This window comes from Paenibacillus sp. 1_12, from assembly GCF_900114475.1.
In the GTDB taxonomy this organism is placed as follows: Bacteria; Bacillota; Bacilli; order Paenibacillales; family NBRC-103111; genus Paenibacillus_S.
In genome coordinates, this window is sequence record NZ_FOTE01000011.1 from 1 (window position 1) to 15,234 (window position 15,234).

Consider the following 15,234-nt stretch of genomic DNA (forward strand, 5'->3'; position numbering starts at 1 on the left):
GGTATGGAGCTGACGAATACTAATCGGTCGAGGGCTTATCCAAAGAAAGGTCTTACAAGCGAAAGCGAGTGAGGCGCGCTGCTCGAGCGCAATGCGAAGTTTCGGATCTAGTTTTCAGGGTGCAAACCTTGAAGCTGCTGTATCTTTTCTTAAGAAGGATATGTTCTCGCAGCGTTTTCGAAGAAGTAACGCTTCGAAATAAGCGTAGGCTTACGAAGCCAGCTTTCTAACGAAAGCTTTTAGTTTGGTGATGATGGCGAAGGGGAACCACGCGTTCCCATCTCGAACACGACCGTTAAGCCCTTCAGCGCCAATGGTACTTGAACCGCAGGGTTCTGGGAGAGTAGGACGTCGCCAAGCAAAGTAAAAAGGAACCTTTTTGGATGAAAATCTGGAGAGGTTTTTTTATTTAATTTTCTAATGTTATAGGGCAATACTAATAAGAGGCTTGATAACCTATCTAATACGGTGGGTTAATAAAATGAACTCTTGTATATGTTGATATTAGTTATAGGGACTGTCATAATATACTTGACATGAAAAAAGCCCTTTTGTTAATATTGCAATCATATATAACGGCAGCTACGAAAATTGAAGGAGGATTATGGTTGTGTGGAATTCGAAATTTGAAAAAGAAGGTCTAACCTTTGATGATGTGTTGCTAGTACCGAGGAAGTCAGAGGTTTTTGGGAAAGAGATTGATATTTCCACAACTTTATCTGAAAACATTAAATTGAATATTCCTCTTCTTAGCTCTGCTATGGATACTGTTACAGAATCCGCTTTGGCTATAGCGATAGCTAGAGAAGGTGGAATTGGAGTTATTCATAAAAATATGTCGATTGCTCAACAGGCCGAGGAAGTAGACCGTGTTAAACGTTCAGAGAGTGGAGTCATTACGAATCCCTTCTCTCTAACTGCAGACCACCATGTGTATGATGCCGAAGAGCTGATGGCTAAATACCGTATATCCGGAGTTCCCGTTGTAGATGAGAATAAAAAATTGGTAGGTATTTTGACGAATCGAGATCTTCGTTTTGTACATGATTACTCCATCTTGATCGGAGAGGTCATGACACGTGAGAATTTGGTCACGGCTCCTGTTGGGACTACGCTTAGACAAGCTGAAGGCATTTTGCAAAAGCATAAAATCGAAAAGCTGCCAATTGTCGATGAGAATAATACGTTAAAAGGTCTCATCACCATTAAGGATATTGAAAAAGCCATTCAATTCCCGAATTCAGCGAAGGACAAGCAAGGAAGACTACTTGTAGGAGCCGCAGTCGGAGTATCAAAAGATGTTATGGAACGGGCAGAAGCATTGGTTGTTGCAGGCATTGACATGGTTGTTGTTGATTCCGCGCATGGACATCATATTCATATTCTTCAAACTGTAAAAAAACTTCGCGAGAAATATCCGACTCTTCCTATATGTGCTGGCAACGTGGCTACAGGCGAAGGGACAAGAGATCTAATTGCAGCTGGGGCTTCGATGGTCAAGGTAGGGATTGGCCCAGGTTCAATTTGCACGACGCGGATTATTGCTGGTATCGGAGTTCCGCAAATAACGGCCATCTACGACTGTGCGTCCGTAGCTAGGGAATATAATGTGCCTATCATCGCAGACGGCGGCATTAAGTACTCTGGGGACGTTACAAAGGCTATTGCTGCTGGCGCGAGCGCTGTGATGATCGGAAGCCTTTTTGCCGGTACGGATGAAAGTCCTGGGGAATCGGAGATTTATCAAGGTAGAAAGTTTAAGGTTTACAGAGGTATGGGATCTTTGGGCGCGATGAAGGAAGGCAGCAAGGATCGTTATTTCCAGGAAAATGAAAGCAAGCTGGTTCCCGAAGGTATTGAGGGCCGGGTGGCTTATAAGGGTCCTTTGGCAGATACGGTGTATCAATTGATAGGTGGATTGCGTTCGGGTATGGGTTATTGTGGAGCTAGCACGATCGATGCCTTAATCAACGAAACTGCCTTTATCAAAATTACAGGTGCGGGTTTACGCGAAAGCCATCCACATGACGTGCAAATTACGAAGGAAGCTCCGAACTATTCATAATAAGAGCTGTTAGGATAAGAAGATGGGGCCGTGCTGGCTGCCATCTTCTTGCTTTGAACAGGCTTGTTAGCTTGTGGTACAATAAGAAATACTTGTTTGTAGAATGAAAATAGGAGTTGATGATGTTGTTATTGTCGGTAAGACGCGTGTCGATGGTTTTGGTAACTGCGCTGCTTGTCCAAATAGGATCGATGTCTATGATCCCATCCCGGTCTGCGATGGCGGCCGAAGCGATTGATTTGAAGCTGGATGCGAAATCTGCTATTTTGATGGACGCTGCTACAGGACAGATTTTATATGAGTTTAATGCGGATACAGCGCTACCCCCTGCAAGTATGTCGAAAATGATGACCGAATATCTAGTCATGGAATCCGTAAAAAGCGGTAAACATAAATTAGATGAAATGGTTTCTACGAGCCAATATGCTGCTGATGTAATCGGATCAGGGGATCTTTTGGCTTATAAAGAGCAAGTAAGTCTTCAGGATATGTTCTCGGCGATGTCGATTTATTCAGCGAATGATGCTTCAGTGGCACTCGCAGAGTTCATTAGTGGAACAGAAGAAAATTTTGCTAAGTTGATGAATGAGAAGGCCAAGCAGTTCGGTCTATCGGAGCAGGCTCATTTTATTAATGCAACAGGTTTATCGCGAGCTGATTTAGGTAAGTATGCACCTAAGGAATTACAGGGCGAAACGATGCTTACAGCGAAAGATGCGGCACTCATAGCGTATAACATCATTAAAGATTATCCGGAGATTTTGGAAACGACTAAAATTCCTTCAAAAAAATTTCGTGAAAAAGATAAAACGCCAATGATCAATTGGAACTGGATGCTGGAGGGAAATAAGGATAACGTAAATTTTAAAAAGTATGCGTATACCGGCCTGGATGGATTAAAAACGGGCTCAACTGACGATGCTGGGTATTGCTTTACAGGTACGGCAGTGCGTGATGGAATTCGCTTGATCAGTGTGGTAATGGGCACCCCGAAGGAGCCTAAACGTTTTGAAGAAACACGTAAGGTGCTGGATTACGGATTTAACAATTTTGAAAAGAAACAGGTACTAGCAGCTAATACGGAAATAGATTCATTGAAAGTGGTAAATATTAAAAAAGGTATAGAGCTGCAAGTTGGTGTCGCTACCCAAGATGGAGTTTCATTGCTTGCCAAAAAGGGGGCAGCTGCTGAAGAATTCAAAATTACGGCAGCAGCAGTTGATGAAAGCAAGCTGGTCGCGCCTATTACCAAGGGTGATGTGCTTGGAACGGCAAAAGTGAGCTACCAAGGCGTGGAGAAGACAACAAATTTAATTGCTACAGCAGATGTCGTACAAGCGAGCTGGTTCCGATTGATGTTTAGAGCTATAGGCAGCTTTTTTGGTGACCTGCTTGCAGGCGCCAAGTCTTAAGAAATACCAGCTAACGCATTGTATATTTGATGGTATTCCTGTAAAATGATTGTTTAGTGGTTTGTGGATTTATTAAAATTATCGTATATATGTTTGGAGGAAACGGAAATGGAAACAGGTACATCGCGTGTAAAAAAAGGTATGGCAGAAATGCAAAAAGGCGGCGTCATCATGGACGTCATGAATGCAGAGCAAGCAAAAATTGCTGAAGCAGCAGGGGCTTCCGCTGTTATGGCTTTGGAGCGAGTGCCTTCGGATATTCGTGCTGCCGGTGGCGTAGCTCGTATGGCTGATCCTACCGTTATGGAAGAAGTAATGAAAGTTGTTACGGTGCCAGTTATGGCTAAAGCGCGGATTGGACACTATGTAGAGGCGAAGATCCTTGAATCCATGGGTGTCGATTATATTGACGAGAGTGAAGTATTAACACCTGCTGATGAGGTTTATCATATTAACAAAAGAGAATTTACGGTTCCTTTCGTATGCGGAGCAAGGGATCTTGGAGAAGCTTTACGTAGAATTACTGAAGGTGCGTCAATGCTTCGTACCAAGGGCGAACCGGGAACTGGAAATATCGTTGAGGCTGTTCGCCATATGCGGATGATTGTCGGTCAAATTAATAAGGTGAAATCGATGTCTAAAGATGAGCTGTTTGCAGAAGCCAAAAATATTGGTGCACCTTATGAACTTTTGCTGCAAATTCATGAAACAGGTAAATTGCCAGTCGTTAACTTTGCGGCAGGTGGTGTTTCAACTCCGGCGGATGCAGCTTTGATGATGCATTTGGGAGCAGATGGAATTTTTGTAGGCTCTGGTATTTTCAAATCGGAAAATCCAGAAAAGTTTGCTAAAGCGATCGTGGAAGCAACTACGCATTACACGAATTACGACTTAATCAGAGAAGTATCCAAGAATCTGGGAGCTCCGATGAAGGGTATCGAAATTTCCAAGCTGGATGCAACACAACGTATGCAGGAACGCGGCTGGTAAGGATCGGTTAAGAGGTGACCATGATGAAGATAGGTGTATTGGCTCTTCAGGGAGCAGTAGCTGAGCACATTCGATTAATCGAGAAGGCCGGCGGAGAAGGCATTATTGTGAAGACCATCCAGCAGCTGGATGAATTGGATGGAATCATCATTCCTGGTGGTGAAAGTACAACGATTGGCAAGCTGATGCGGACGTATGATTTTATCGATAGTCTGCGTGCGTTCTCGAAGCAAAAAAAGCCGATCTTTGGTACTTGTGCGGGATTGATTGTGATTGCCAAGGAAATCGAAGGGCAGCCGGAAGCTCATCTTGAACTCATGGATATAAAGGTAGCGCGAAATGCATTTGGGCGGCAGCGTGAAAGCTTTGAAACGAATTTGGTTATGAAGGGAATCGCGGATGATGTGCGCGCTGTATTCATTCGGGCTCCATTAATTAACGAAGTAGGACAAGGCGTTGAGGTGTTAGCTACTTATGATGATCAAATCGTTGCTGCGCGTCAGGGACATTTACTGGCGGCTTCCTTTCATCCTGAGCTGACCGATGATGAGCGGATGCATGCGTATTTCCTCGAGATGGTACGTGAAGCGAAGCAGGAGGGGTCTCCTTGTTAGATGTAAAATTGTTCCGAACTGAAGCCGATTTACAACGCGTCGTACAGGCGATGAGCAATCGCGGTAAAACGCTGGACGATATCAGTCGTTTTACCGGCCTTGATTCGAAACGCAGAGAGCTATTGCAGGAAGTTGAGCAGTTGAAAAACCGTCGTAATGTCGTTTCCCAAGAAGTTGCTGCCTTGAAAAAGGCCAAGCAGGACGCAGATGCGTTAATTGAGGAAATGAAAGGTGTCGGCGATCGAATAAAAGCTCTGGACGATGAGATTCGTATATTGGAAGTGGATCTTAACGGCATTATAATGGCAATGCCGAATATTCCGAACGCCAATGTGCCTGTCGGCAAATCCGAAGAAGATAATGTGGAGATTCGTCGTGTGGGTGAACCTGCTGTTTTTTCTTATGAGCCCAAAGCTCATTGGGAAATCGGACAGCAGCTGGGAATCCTTGATTTTGAAGCTGCCGCCAAGGTAACCGGTTCAAGGTTTGTATTTTATAAAGGCCTTGGGGCGCGCCTGGAACGGGCTCTAATCAATTTTATGATGGATTTGCACAGTGACCAGCATGGCTATGAAGAAATGCTTCCACCGTACATTGTAAACCGCGACAGCTTGACTGGAACCGGACAGCTTCCCAAATTTGAGGAAGATGTGTTTAAGCTGGGAGGAACCGATTATTTCTTGATTCCCACAGCAGAGGTTCCAGTAACGAATTTTTACCGAGATGATATTTTGACGGCTGACCATTTGCCGCAAAAATTCGTAGCCTTCAGTGCGTGCTTCCGTTCAGAAGCAGGTTCTGCTGGAAGGGACACTCGAGGTTTGATTCGACAGCATCAATTCAATAAGGTTGAGCTGGTTAAGCTTACCGCACCAGAGCATTCCTACGACGAGCTGGAAAAGCTGACTGCTGATGCAGAGAAAGTGCTGCAGCTGCTTGGCTTGCCTTATCGTGTACTTAACCTGTGTACGGCTGACCTTGGGTTTTCATCCGCCAAGACCTACGATTTGGAAGTGTGGCTGCCAAATAGCGGCATGTATCGTGAAATTTCGTCCTGCAGTAATTTTGAGGATTTCCAGGCAAGACGAGCGAATATTCGCTTTCGCCGTGACGCGAAGGCCAAGCCTGAATTTGTTCATACATTGAACGGATCCGGTCTGGCATTAGGACGAACAGTTGCAGCTATACTGGAAAACTATCAGCAGGAGGACGGAAGTGTCGTTATTCCGGACGTGCTGAGGCCATATATGAATAATCTCGACAAGATCAGCAAATAATTATAGCCCAAAGCTTGATTATTAGTGCTAATGTATGATACAATGCTTTTTGTCACCTGGAGAGGTGGTCGAGTGGTTTAAGGCAGCGGTCTTGAAAACCGCCGAGGTCGTGAGGTCTCCGTGGGTTCGAATCCCACCCTCTCCGCCATTTATTTTATGGCAAATTTCTAGGGACAAGAGTGAAATTATAAGCACTGTTATGTATAACAGCTTTGCATGAAGAGAGATCAACCCCTTCCCCTTACCATATAGTTGTTCACAGCCGTGTATCCTTTTAGAAGGGTATGCGGCTTATTTAATGTCTTTATTTGCCTTATCTATGGGTGGATAGAATATTACGGTCTGTCACACCTTAAGGGTGTGGAGGTGTTCAACAGATGGTGAAAACAGAAGTTTTAGCAATAGATCAAACTCAATTGGTAAAGGCTTGGTCAGCTGCAATGCCTACCGTATTGAACCTATCGGATCGAGTGGAAGTAAAAGCCGACGAGGCTGACGCAAACGCCCTTTGGGTGAATATTCAAACAGAAGGTCGGTCATTGTATAGTTTTGATTTTAAATGTGTTTACAAGGACTCTAGAGAGGTCAAGGTAGATTTTGTTGATGTGGAGCAGGATGGCATACATGTAAATGAGCAGACTGAAATCATTCAAACGCTAATTGAGGATTACGTACGTCATATTCATGAATGTGCTCAACAACTGCATGCTGTTACCCACCAATAAGGAGGAATAAAAAAAATGCCGAAAAATATTCCGCAGCCAGTCCAATCGCCAAGTGGTGAACGAGGCAGAGAAGTTGATCACCAGCCGAACAAGCCCTTAGCAGGCTCCAAAAAGGTGAAGCAAGCGAACCATTCCCGACACAATCATGGTGAAGGCAGCTAAACAAATGAAATACAAAAAGACTGCTGAGGCTACTCAACAGTCTTTTTTACCTATAAGGCTTATGAAAAAATATGGCTCTAGAATCCATACGAGTTGATTAATTGGCATTCAGTTTAAAGCCGTTACATATCACTTGTTACTTATTATTTGTAGATAAATGCTGGTAACACTCCATCATCATGCTGTGCGCAACATCTTCATTATCGGTATAGCCATAAATGGTACCCCCGAGAGCCAGTTCTTCACAAACGTCATCGAAGACCGAACAAATCGTGATCGTGAAATCATTATAAACTACATAGAACCGACTAATATCCGACATACCTCCACACCTCATTTGTATAGTTCCCTCATTTTACCATGAAGATTTTAAAAAGAAAATATAAATTAATGAGGTCTTTATGGTCGAATCTGGATACTTAAAGGCGCTTTTTCCTTAAATCGATAAAGCCGGAGTCTTTTCTACGGGGCCTTCTTAACTAAAACGATCGACAATTTTATTAGAGGTACTCTTTTTACAATAATTGTTATGGTATCTATGATGACGAATGACACATCCTTGATAAGAGGTCATCCATATCTAACATTGTATTGATAAGAATTATCATTGTCAATTGGAGAAATGAATAGAAGAATAAGCGAGGAGAACAACATCTTTGTAAAATGTAAAGGTAGGATTATGTCATATCTTACTAATCTTTTTAATAGAAGGAGACACCGAATGGGTGCCTCCTCACTCTATTATTGCTGTCCAATTGTATTTAGTTCTTCAATATCTTCTGCGGATAAAATAACATTTGCCGATTGGGCACTATTGGTAATGCTGCTGCCACGACTTGCACCCGGTATCGGAATGACTACAGGAGAAAGCTGCAAGAGCCAAGCGAGAGCAACCTGTTGAGGAGAAGCCTCATATTTATTTGCGATAAGAGAAAGGATTGGATTGCTGCCGATTTGACCTGCGTTGCTAATGCCATTAAGCGGACTATAAGGTAGGAAGGCGATTTGATTAGCTTCGCAATATTTGAGAACTTCGATGGAAGAATGGTCAAACAGATTCATTCTGTTTTGGACGCTAGCAACCTGTATGATCCCTTTTGCCTCCTCCAAATGGGCAACAGAGACATTAGAAAGTCCAGCATGAAGCAGCTTGCCTTCCTTCTGCAAATCAGCTATAGCGCCTAATGATTCAGTAAAGGGAACTGCAGGATCGGGACGATGGAATTGATACAATACGATCGTGTCCAAACCGAGAGCCGTTAGGCTGTCCTCCAAAGCTTTACGCAAGTAGTCGGGATGACCGTTTGGCTCCCACCGTCCATCGGGTCGTGTAAGGCCGCCCTTGGTGGCAACTATCGCTTGGGGATGTTGCTGCAAGGCTTTGGCAAACAAGCGTTCATTGTGCCCAAAATCATCGTTATTGAGGCAGTAGGCATTAGCTGTATCAAAAAAAGTAATGCCCTGTTCAATTGCTGTATGTATGGTCTGGATGCCTTCCTCTTCTGACGGTCTGCCGCTGATGGATAAAGGCATGCCGCCCATTCCAATAGCGCTAACAGAAAGACCCGTTGAACCTAATTGACGTTGTGGTATTGTCATATTCTAAATCGCCTCCCGTTAATCGTTATTTCAGTTGTATTCAACAGGAACAGGTAAAAATGAATGACAACCTCTTTTATTATACCAAGTATTTCCATAAGAGTTAAGCACTTTAGATAAACTGCGTTAGTTACTTTAACGTAATCACAAGAATTCATTTGTTATACTGGGATCTTAATCCATAAGGAAATGTGTAACAGGTGGAAGCAAGTTTGAACGGAGGCTTTTTTCTAGAGAAGCTTTGTGGTACAATACTACATACCGCGTGCCCGTAGCTCAGTAGGATAGAGCGATAGTTTCCTAAACTGTAGGTCGGAGGTTCGATCCCTCTCGGGTACGCCATACTCCATACCTCAAGGCCCCCTTGCAACGGGGCATGAATAGTACTTGCACCACAGTAAAGTGTTAAAGCTCCCATACTGCGGCTGTCCGCCCATTCGGGCTTGGACAGCCGATGGACAGCAAACAGCAGCCACCTTCAAACGAGGGTGGCTGTTTTGTTGTGTTTCTTTTCACTAAAAGGCTGTTCCTTCACAGTGAGCCTGTTCTGGGCTGGAAACCGCCAGCCAGCCAGATTTCACTCCCCCTGCTTTTCGCCCTTAGACATATACAAAACTTTCCAGCCATCCTAGATTCAAAGTGAGGTGGAGGACTCCAGTTTCTATAGGAATCCCCGTATCAGAGATCTTCCGCAGCTTTAACTCCATTAGTTTGAGCCGCTTCATCCGTGACTATTGTTGATACCAGTTAGGCGCGTGAATATTCCTGCTCTTTAGGAAAACTTCTGAAAGGTTGTTTTAGTTAGCTCCTTCGTCTACGTGTTGAACAGTTCAATGAACTTGGAGGGGTAGAATCGTTGGAGTGGTTATTACAGGCAATAAGGAGATCGCAATATTCTTCCAGAGCCGCAGCCGCCAGCTTGTAGATACCCCCCTATCCAGTAAGCGCAGGCTGGGGAGTGCAAGTATACGGGAGGGGAGGTATCCTGGAAGCTCCAGCCTGGATGTACTGGCGCCCACTGGCGCGGCTTATAGACGCAATGGTAAACTTTCTCGGCCAGAAGTCTGCCGTACCCGTCTACGCCGGGTGCATGGCGGATGGACGCGGCATACTGCTAGCCGAAGTAGCTGACCTGCAAACATACATCATATGACTTGTTGCATGGAAGGTCGCTCGGGTAAGATCGACACGAACTAACAGAGGCTTGGAGTAGAGGAAGGAGTGGTGCCATGTTAAACAACTCGGAACATAAGTAAAAGGCAGAACAGCCGCGAACGACTATTCCGCCTTGCCAGTACGAACGTTGGCTCGTTCGTACTGGACACAATCACAGTGGAGACCTTCTATGTTTTATACCTCCATTGTATCATGCGGTCGATGGCACAACAATTCTATATGGAGGTTAACCTAATGAAAACAACAGAAGTTTCGGAACGCAACAACGATAGTTCAAGCCAACAGCCGCTCTACCCTTTAGCACAGCCTTTTGGCAACGTAGATGATCTTTTTGATACAACTGGTGAAGACTTCTGCATGGACCCCACCACTTTTAAGCGGAGTATCATTAACATGTCCCAAGAGAAGTTGAAAGAGGCGTTACCTATGATTCGTAAGGTCATACTGCCATCAGCTTCCAATACAGAGGAACTCAAGAAACTGGTCGGAATCTTGGTTGATCGACAAGTCGCTCTTGGTGAAGTGGATGCGGAGTATAAGAATATTGCAATCAAAAGGCTCGTAGATGATATCACGAAAGATAAACGAAGTACATCAGAAACCAATATAGTCGTTGAGAACAATCGATACTATTTGGTCCATTCAAATGGTGACAAGCCGCGCAAGGAATTGACCAACTTCGTATTTGATAACGTTAGGACCGTGGTAGGCGAAGGCCATGAAGAATCCCTGCTCTTGGATTTGCGTGTTGATGATAGGGTGGTGCGCCGCAACTTGCTTTTAAACGGTGAAACACAAATCAAATCTGATTGGTTAAAAAAGCGGGTTAAAAGTTCATATAACCAAACACTACTAAATGCTATTTATAATGAGTTTGACTTGCTTATGTACTTTGTTGCCTGCCAATCGAAGGGAACCATTCAAGTGACTGACCATACTGGATTATTTCTCGACGAATCTTCAAACCTTTATTATTTTATAGCGAATAGCGGCAAGGGTACACACACTTATGTGAAGCCAGAAGTTCTTACAACAGAACCAGAAGAACTTACCCAGATCAGTGGATACCGCCATTTAGAAAGCCATCTGCAAGTAAGGAACGTGTTGAGTGATAAATCATGGCATGAGACGGCGAGACAAATGCTTGATCTGGTACCGCGCATGTTGAAGTCCCATAAATCCATGATTATGTTGTCCTGGTTCTTTGCTTCGCTCATCAGCCCTTGGCTAAAGGAGGAGCTTGAAATCAAGTTTCCAATCTTGTTTGCCTTTGGTGAAAAGGGGAGCGGAAAGTCCACGATCCTTGACCTTATCGCGAACTACTTCGGTATCAAGTCAGATGAGGATGTATCAATGGTGTCCACTAGCCAACCTATTCGTGAGGCGATGAGTTGCAGTAATGCTTTTCCAGTTGTCAGTAAGGAGTATTCAGACAACTTATCCAATATAAATACGGTAGTTAATTTGCTGAAGCTTTTATTTGACCGCGATCCTTATAAACGAGGCCAACTAGAAGGCAATACAACCTATCAGCTTCAAGCGCCTTGGGTAATGCAAAGCAACACGAGATGCAGTAACGAAGCAGTACAAGACAGGATGATTCAAATCCTCGTCCAAAAGACGGATCAAGAAGACTGCGCAAGCGAAATCTCAAACGAATTACTGAAAAAGAAACAGAACTCTGTTTTCGTTGAAGGATATTTGAAATACTTGGTCGATAACCAACACAAATGGCAAGAATGGGATGAAGCTGCGAAACAAATGCTTGGAGGCCAAGCATACGCCTCACGTGGTTTTACAATCATTCGTTCCCTCTTGATCGGTCTACAGATGGTCCAAGACCTTCGGCAAGAAGTAGGTATGGAGCCGCTGACGGATACGGTTTTAACATCCATTATGAATGAAATGAAAGCTTGCCGCCAACAAAACCAACAGAAACCAATCCACATGGAGTTTCTGGACTTTGTACAAGCTTACCATGGAACCAAAGAATATGAAGCTAAAGGCATCTCTGCAAGAGCAAAATCAAAAGTAGGTAAGAATGATGAAGTGGACGAATACCGTTTCCATCAAGCGAAGTGGCTGGATATATTCGCTAGCCGTAACAAAACCAATAATCGTGACTTCGATAAGAATGTACTTCTAGAAGGGCTTAAGGCCCTTTCCCCTGCGATAGAGGTATCTGCTTCGGCCAGAATTGGTAGATCGAATCAGAAATGCATGGTAATACACCCTAATAAGTTGGAAGAGCTGACTAAGGGCGAGTTTGCAGCTAATCTATGGAGGGAGCAATCCTTCGATGAAGATGTAGAGAAGTTTCTGGAGGAAACACAGAAAGATGGTACGGGTGAAGATGAGGATGAACTTTCCCTTAACGAACCTAAGCTATAGGACTAAGAGGCGCTCAAAGTCGGAGCGCCTTTCTTTTTGTCCAGCCACGACCAGCCTAGCTAAAACAATGATCCAGCCACAGAGCATGCGCAGCTAAACTATGCTAGACTAGCACTCATAAAAAGAAGTTTATCCAGCCACAGAGATGGCAACGCGAAGCGAAGCTTAAACTAACAAAGTGAAGTGAAGTTGAAAACAAGCGAACTGTCACCTTGTCACTCCCTTGTTACTCTACTCAGGTGACGCTCTCTGAACCGCAGTGTACGCTTCTCGCCGTTATTTGTCATTTCTCTTAGGGGGATGTTGTTTTGAAAGGAAAGGTTGCCTTCTACTCTTTGCTACCAACCGCATATCCTATTGAAATCCCCCCAGCTTTAAGGTTACAAGATGCCCTCCAGCGCCCAGCCTACGATGCTCTGCCCGTCCCTTCTAAAGTGACAAGCGGGGGACAACTCAGGTTACGCCAACTCTTTCAGCTTTAGTCTAGCGGCTGTTGGGTTCACATGGCCAAAGGGACGGTACGCTGTCCAGAAGCTAAGGCTACAGGAGTTATCCATTAACCGGACCGTCTCTCTTGCCCCAGAAAGCTACTGTCAACTTCAGAGGGCTAAACGCACCTGTTGCCTTCCCTAACGCAAGAGCAAACGCTTTCCGTTTATCGGACAGGGAAGCGTGTGAACAACTCGTCCCCTGCCCAGCATTAAAACAGGCCTTGTTCTTTCAAGCTTACGAATTTGTTATCGCCCAGTATAACATGGTCCAAAAGCTCCACGCCAACCAGTTGGGCACCCTCAGCCAGCCTTTGGGTAAACTCAATGTCCTCACTACTAGGGGTAGGGTCTCCGCTTGGATGGTTATGGACGCAAACAAAGCTGGCTCCGTTATGCCGAAGCACCGCTTGAAGTATCTCTCGGGGGTGGACTAAAGTACTGTGAAGCGTACCGATGGAAATGATATCTTTTGCAAGTATCTTATTCTTTATATCTAGCACAACGACTATAAAGTGTTCCTTATTCCAGAAAGGCGGCTGGTTCTTGAGGAGTTGGAACACGTCCTCAGGTGAGCGAAAATACTCTGGGGCACAGCTTGGTGCCCAAAGTTCAATGCAAAGGTGGCACAACGCCTTTATCCGTTGTGCTTCCTCATGGCTAACCCTGACTATCCTCTTTAACTGATCTACAGGTATGCGCTCCAAGTCTCCCAAGGTTGGAAGCAGGCGTAGCAACTCAGCTACCTTATCGCTATCCATTCCAATAGCTGTAGCAAAAATCGATCGGATTCCTGGTATTTCGTTTAGGTTCCTCATTTGGTTCCTCCATTGGCGTATTATATCTTCATGAATCGGTTTTCGCGGGAAGTGTACCATCGCTTTGACACGTTTGCAAGGAGTAGGGCTGAACCTTAACCAAAGCTTGTTGCAGCCCGACACGCCTAGTTTAAGCGACTGAAAAGTAGCTTCAAGACAAAGCAAAGCCCCCCCTGCACAGCACAGAGGGCAAAAGCTTTCTAGTTCACTGGCAAGACTTGTTGAAGCGCGGCGACGACACCTTCTTCCATACGTCGTGTGACATGAGCGTAGAAGTCCAACGTAGTGCTGGAAGTACTGTGTCCAAGCCTTTCTGCTACCGCCTTGACATTTACACCACTCTCTAAAAGTAACGTGGCATGAGTATGCCTAAGGTCGTGGAAGCGTATCGGACGCACCTTACTCGCTAGGAGTACTCTTTTCCACTCCTTTATAAAGTTATGCGGACTGACAAAATTGCCATTCCTGGCATGTGTAACAAAGTCTGTTCGACGGTTGAACACCCGCTCATCTAGAACATCTTTAACATCTTTAACACCTTTACGAACAACGCATTTCTGGTCTTTCCTCAACCTAAGCTCATTTACTACCTCTACAGGCAGTGCGATTGTTCGTGCACTTCCGGTGGTCTTTGTTCCGCCCAACTCGAACCCTTTCTCTGCGCGAGTCAAACTTCTATGGACGTTCAATGTCCTAGCATCTAAGTCAATATCTCCCCAACGGAGAGCAAGCAACTCACCTTGACGAAGACCAGTCTGTAACACAAGTAAAAAGCTTAAGTACCAGCGACTGCTCTTTGCCGTTTGCAAAAACTTTAGAGCTTCCTCAGCTGTCCAAGGCTCATTGAAATTCTTAGATATCTTCGGTGTATCTACATCTATAGCTGGATTCTTTGCAAGTAGCTGTAACTTGACAGCACGGTTTAACGATTGCCGGATCATGCTATGAATATACTTAATGGTTCTGGCTGACATCTTCTTTTCGAGTTGGAGGTAAAATAGTTCTAGGCGCTGTGTTGTCAGTTGGCTTAAAGCTAGATAGCCTAGTTCTGGCCCAACATGGTTCTCAAGGTAACCAACAAGATTGTTATACGTTCCCAACCTGACCTTCACTTTCTTAATTTCAAGCCACGAAAGAAAATGGCTGTACACTGTTACCTTACTACGAGGTAAGAGCACATCCCTATTCTTTTCGTAAAGCTTCTCAACTAGTGCTTTCTCAGCTTCTTCCTTGGTGTCAAATCCGCTTTGCGTAAACCTAACCTTCTTTCCCTGCTTATCGAATCCAAGCGGAACAGACAACTCCCACTTACCACTCGGTTTGCGCTGTCTAACATGACCCTTCATGGGTGCTACGCCTCCTTTTCTTGTTTGCACGGCGATTATACCGTCAGTTTTAATAACTGCACAATCCAGCCACAACAAGCTTTCTTTGGGTATTTCGCATCTTGAAAGCAGGCTGTTTCCAGACAACCGGACAGCTTTACTATCTCTCAGCCCACAAGCCCATTCCTTCAG

13 protein-coding genes, 2 tRNA genes and 1 rRNA gene are annotated in these 15,234 nt (G+C 44.6%); 12 read left to right on the top strand and 4 right to left on the bottom strand.

All coding sequences use genetic code 11. The features are described 5' to 3' along the window. The first annotated feature begins 243 nt into the window (after positions 1-243). From rrf to BM210_RS22220, 9 genes are all read left to right on the top strand, one after another. A 5S ribosomal RNA gene (gene rrf / locus BM210_RS22180) occupies positions 244-360 on the top strand. 250 nt (positions 361-610) lie between these two features. Then, positions 611-2,065 (top strand): IMP dehydrogenase, encoded by a 1,455-nt coding sequence (guaB, locus tag BM210_RS22185; protein ID WP_091173617.1) that lies wholly within the window; start codon positions 611-613, stop codon positions 2,063-2,065. A 119-nt stretch (positions 2,066-2,184) separates the two neighbouring features. Further along, the gene (locus tag BM210_RS22190) at positions 2,185-3,477 is read left to right on the top strand and encodes a D-alanyl-D-alanine carboxypeptidase family protein (RefSeq protein ID WP_091173619.1); all 1,293 of its coding nucleotides are present in this window, start codon (positions 2,185-2,187) and stop codon (positions 3,475-3,477) included. A gap of 108 nt (positions 3,478-3,585) precedes the next feature. Continuing rightward, the gene (pdxS, locus tag BM210_RS22195; protein WP_076233599.1) at positions 3,586-4,467 is read left to right on the top strand and encodes a pyridoxal 5'-phosphate synthase lyase subunit PdxS; all 882 of its coding nucleotides are present in this window, start codon (positions 3,586-3,588) and stop codon (positions 4,465-4,467) included. A 23-nt stretch (positions 4,468-4,490) separates the two neighbouring features. Next, a complete protein-coding gene (pdxT, locus tag BM210_RS22200; RefSeq protein ID WP_091173622.1) occupies positions 4,491-5,081 on the top strand; it encodes a pyridoxal 5'-phosphate synthase glutaminase subunit PdxT in 591 nt (196 codons plus the stop codon). Then, positions 5,075-6,358 carry a serine--tRNA ligase gene (serS, locus tag BM210_RS22205; RefSeq protein WP_091173625.1) on the top strand — a complete coding sequence of 428 codons (1,284 nt, stop codon included), beginning with the start codon at positions 5,075-5,077 and terminating at the stop codon, positions 6,356-6,358. The genes pdxT and serS overlap by 7 nt, the downstream gene beginning before the upstream one ends. A gap of 58 nt (positions 6,359-6,416) precedes the next feature. Beyond that, positions 6,417-6,506 (top strand) — tRNA-Ser (locus tag BM210_RS22210). 229 nt (positions 6,507-6,735) lie between these two features. Beyond that, positions 6,736-7,083, top strand: coding sequence for a hypothetical protein (locus BM210_RS22215; protein WP_091173627.1), 348 nt, complete (start codon positions 6,736-6,738; stop codon positions 7,081-7,083). A gap of 15 nt (positions 7,084-7,098) precedes the next feature. Next, positions 7,099-7,245, top strand: coding sequence for a small acid-soluble spore protein P (locus BM210_RS22220; RefSeq protein WP_091173630.1), 147 nt, complete (start codon positions 7,099-7,101; stop codon positions 7,243-7,245). 136 nt (positions 7,246-7,381) lie between these two features. On the opposite strand, the gene BM210_RS22225 is transcribed toward BM210_RS22220, so the two are convergent. Both BM210_RS22225 and BM210_RS22230 read right to left on the bottom strand, forming a co-directional pair. Continuing rightward, on the bottom strand, positions 7,382-7,567 hold the full coding sequence (locus tag BM210_RS22225) for a hypothetical protein (RefSeq protein ID WP_091173632.1): 186 nt from the start codon (positions 7,565-7,567) through the stop codon (positions 7,382-7,384). A gap of 419 nt (positions 7,568-7,986) precedes the next feature. After that, positions 7,987-8,844 (bottom strand): aldo/keto reductase, encoded by an 858-nt coding sequence (locus BM210_RS22230; protein WP_091173635.1) that lies wholly within the window; start codon positions 8,842-8,844, stop codon positions 7,987-7,989. 265 nt (positions 8,845-9,109) lie between these two features. Here BM210_RS22230 and BM210_RS22235 point away from each other — a divergent pair. The 3 genes from BM210_RS22235 to BM210_RS22240 all read left to right on the top strand — a co-directional run bounded on the left by BM210_RS22235 (position 9,110) and on the right by BM210_RS22240 (position 12,411). Beyond that, positions 9,110-9,186 (top strand) — tRNA-Arg (locus BM210_RS22235). 661 nt (positions 9,187-9,847) lie between these two features. Next, positions 9,848-9,997, top strand: a complete 150-nt coding sequence (locus BM210_RS34920) for a hypothetical protein (RefSeq protein ID WP_177237949.1) — start codon at positions 9,848-9,850, stop codon at positions 9,995-9,997. A 257-nt stretch (positions 9,998-10,254) separates the two neighbouring features. Continuing rightward, positions 10,255-12,411 carry a hypothetical protein gene (locus BM210_RS22240; protein WP_091173637.1) on the top strand — a complete coding sequence of 719 codons (2,157 nt, stop codon included), beginning with the start codon at positions 10,255-10,257 and terminating at the stop codon, positions 12,409-12,411. A 700-nt stretch (positions 12,412-13,111) separates the two neighbouring features. On the opposite strand, the gene BM210_RS22245 is transcribed toward BM210_RS22240, so the two are convergent. Then, positions 13,112-13,717, bottom strand: a complete 606-nt coding sequence (locus BM210_RS22245) for a JAB domain-containing protein (protein WP_177237950.1) — start codon at positions 13,715-13,717, stop codon at positions 13,112-13,114. A gap of 200 nt (positions 13,718-13,917) precedes the next feature. Further along, on the bottom strand, positions 13,918-15,063 hold the full coding sequence (locus BM210_RS22250) for a site-specific integrase (protein ID WP_091173642.1): 1,146 nt from the start codon (positions 15,061-15,063) through the stop codon (positions 13,918-13,920). Between the last annotated feature and the right edge of the window lie 171 nt (positions 15,064-15,234).

Excerpts from the sequence above, each read along its gene's own strand:
- BM210_RS22230 (WP_091173635.1), bottom strand. The coding sequence starts at position 8,844 with ATGACAATACCACAACGTCAATTAGGTTCAACGGGTCTTTCTGTTAGC.
- BM210_RS22245 (WP_177237950.1), bottom strand. The coding sequence starts at position 13,717 with ATGAGGAACCTAAACGAAATACCAGGAATCCGATCGATTTTTGCTACA.
- BM210_RS22250 (WP_091173642.1), bottom strand. The coding sequence starts at position 15,063 with ATGAAGGGTCATGTTAGACAGCGCAAACCGAGTGGTAAGTGGGAGTTG.
- BM210_RS22215 (WP_091173627.1), top strand. The coding sequence starts at position 6,736 with ATGGTGAAAACAGAAGTTTTAGCAATAGATCAAACTCAATTGGTAAAG.
- pdxS (WP_076233599.1), top strand. The coding sequence starts at position 3,586 with ATGGAAACAGGTACATCGCGTGTAAAAAAAGGTATGGCAGAAATGCAA.
- BM210_RS34920 (WP_177237949.1), top strand. The coding sequence starts at position 9,848 with ATGTACTGGCGCCCACTGGCGCGGCTTATAGACGCAATGGTAAACTTT.
- BM210_RS22190 (WP_091173619.1), top strand. The coding sequence starts at position 2,185 with ATGATGTTGTTATTGTCGGTAAGACGCGTGTCGATGGTTTTGGTAACT.
- BM210_RS22220 (WP_091173630.1), top strand. The coding sequence starts at position 7,099 with ATGCCGAAAAATATTCCGCAGCCAGTCCAATCGCCAAGTGGTGAACGA.
- BM210_RS22225 (WP_091173632.1), bottom strand. The coding sequence starts at position 7,567 with ATGTCGGATATTAGTCGGTTCTATGTAGTTTATAATGATTTCACGATC.
- BM210_RS22240 (WP_091173637.1), top strand. The coding sequence starts at position 10,255 with ATGAAAACAACAGAAGTTTCGGAACGCAACAACGATAGTTCAAGCCAA.
- pdxT (WP_091173622.1), top strand. The coding sequence starts at position 4,491 with ATGAAGATAGGTGTATTGGCTCTTCAGGGAGCAGTAGCTGAGCACATT.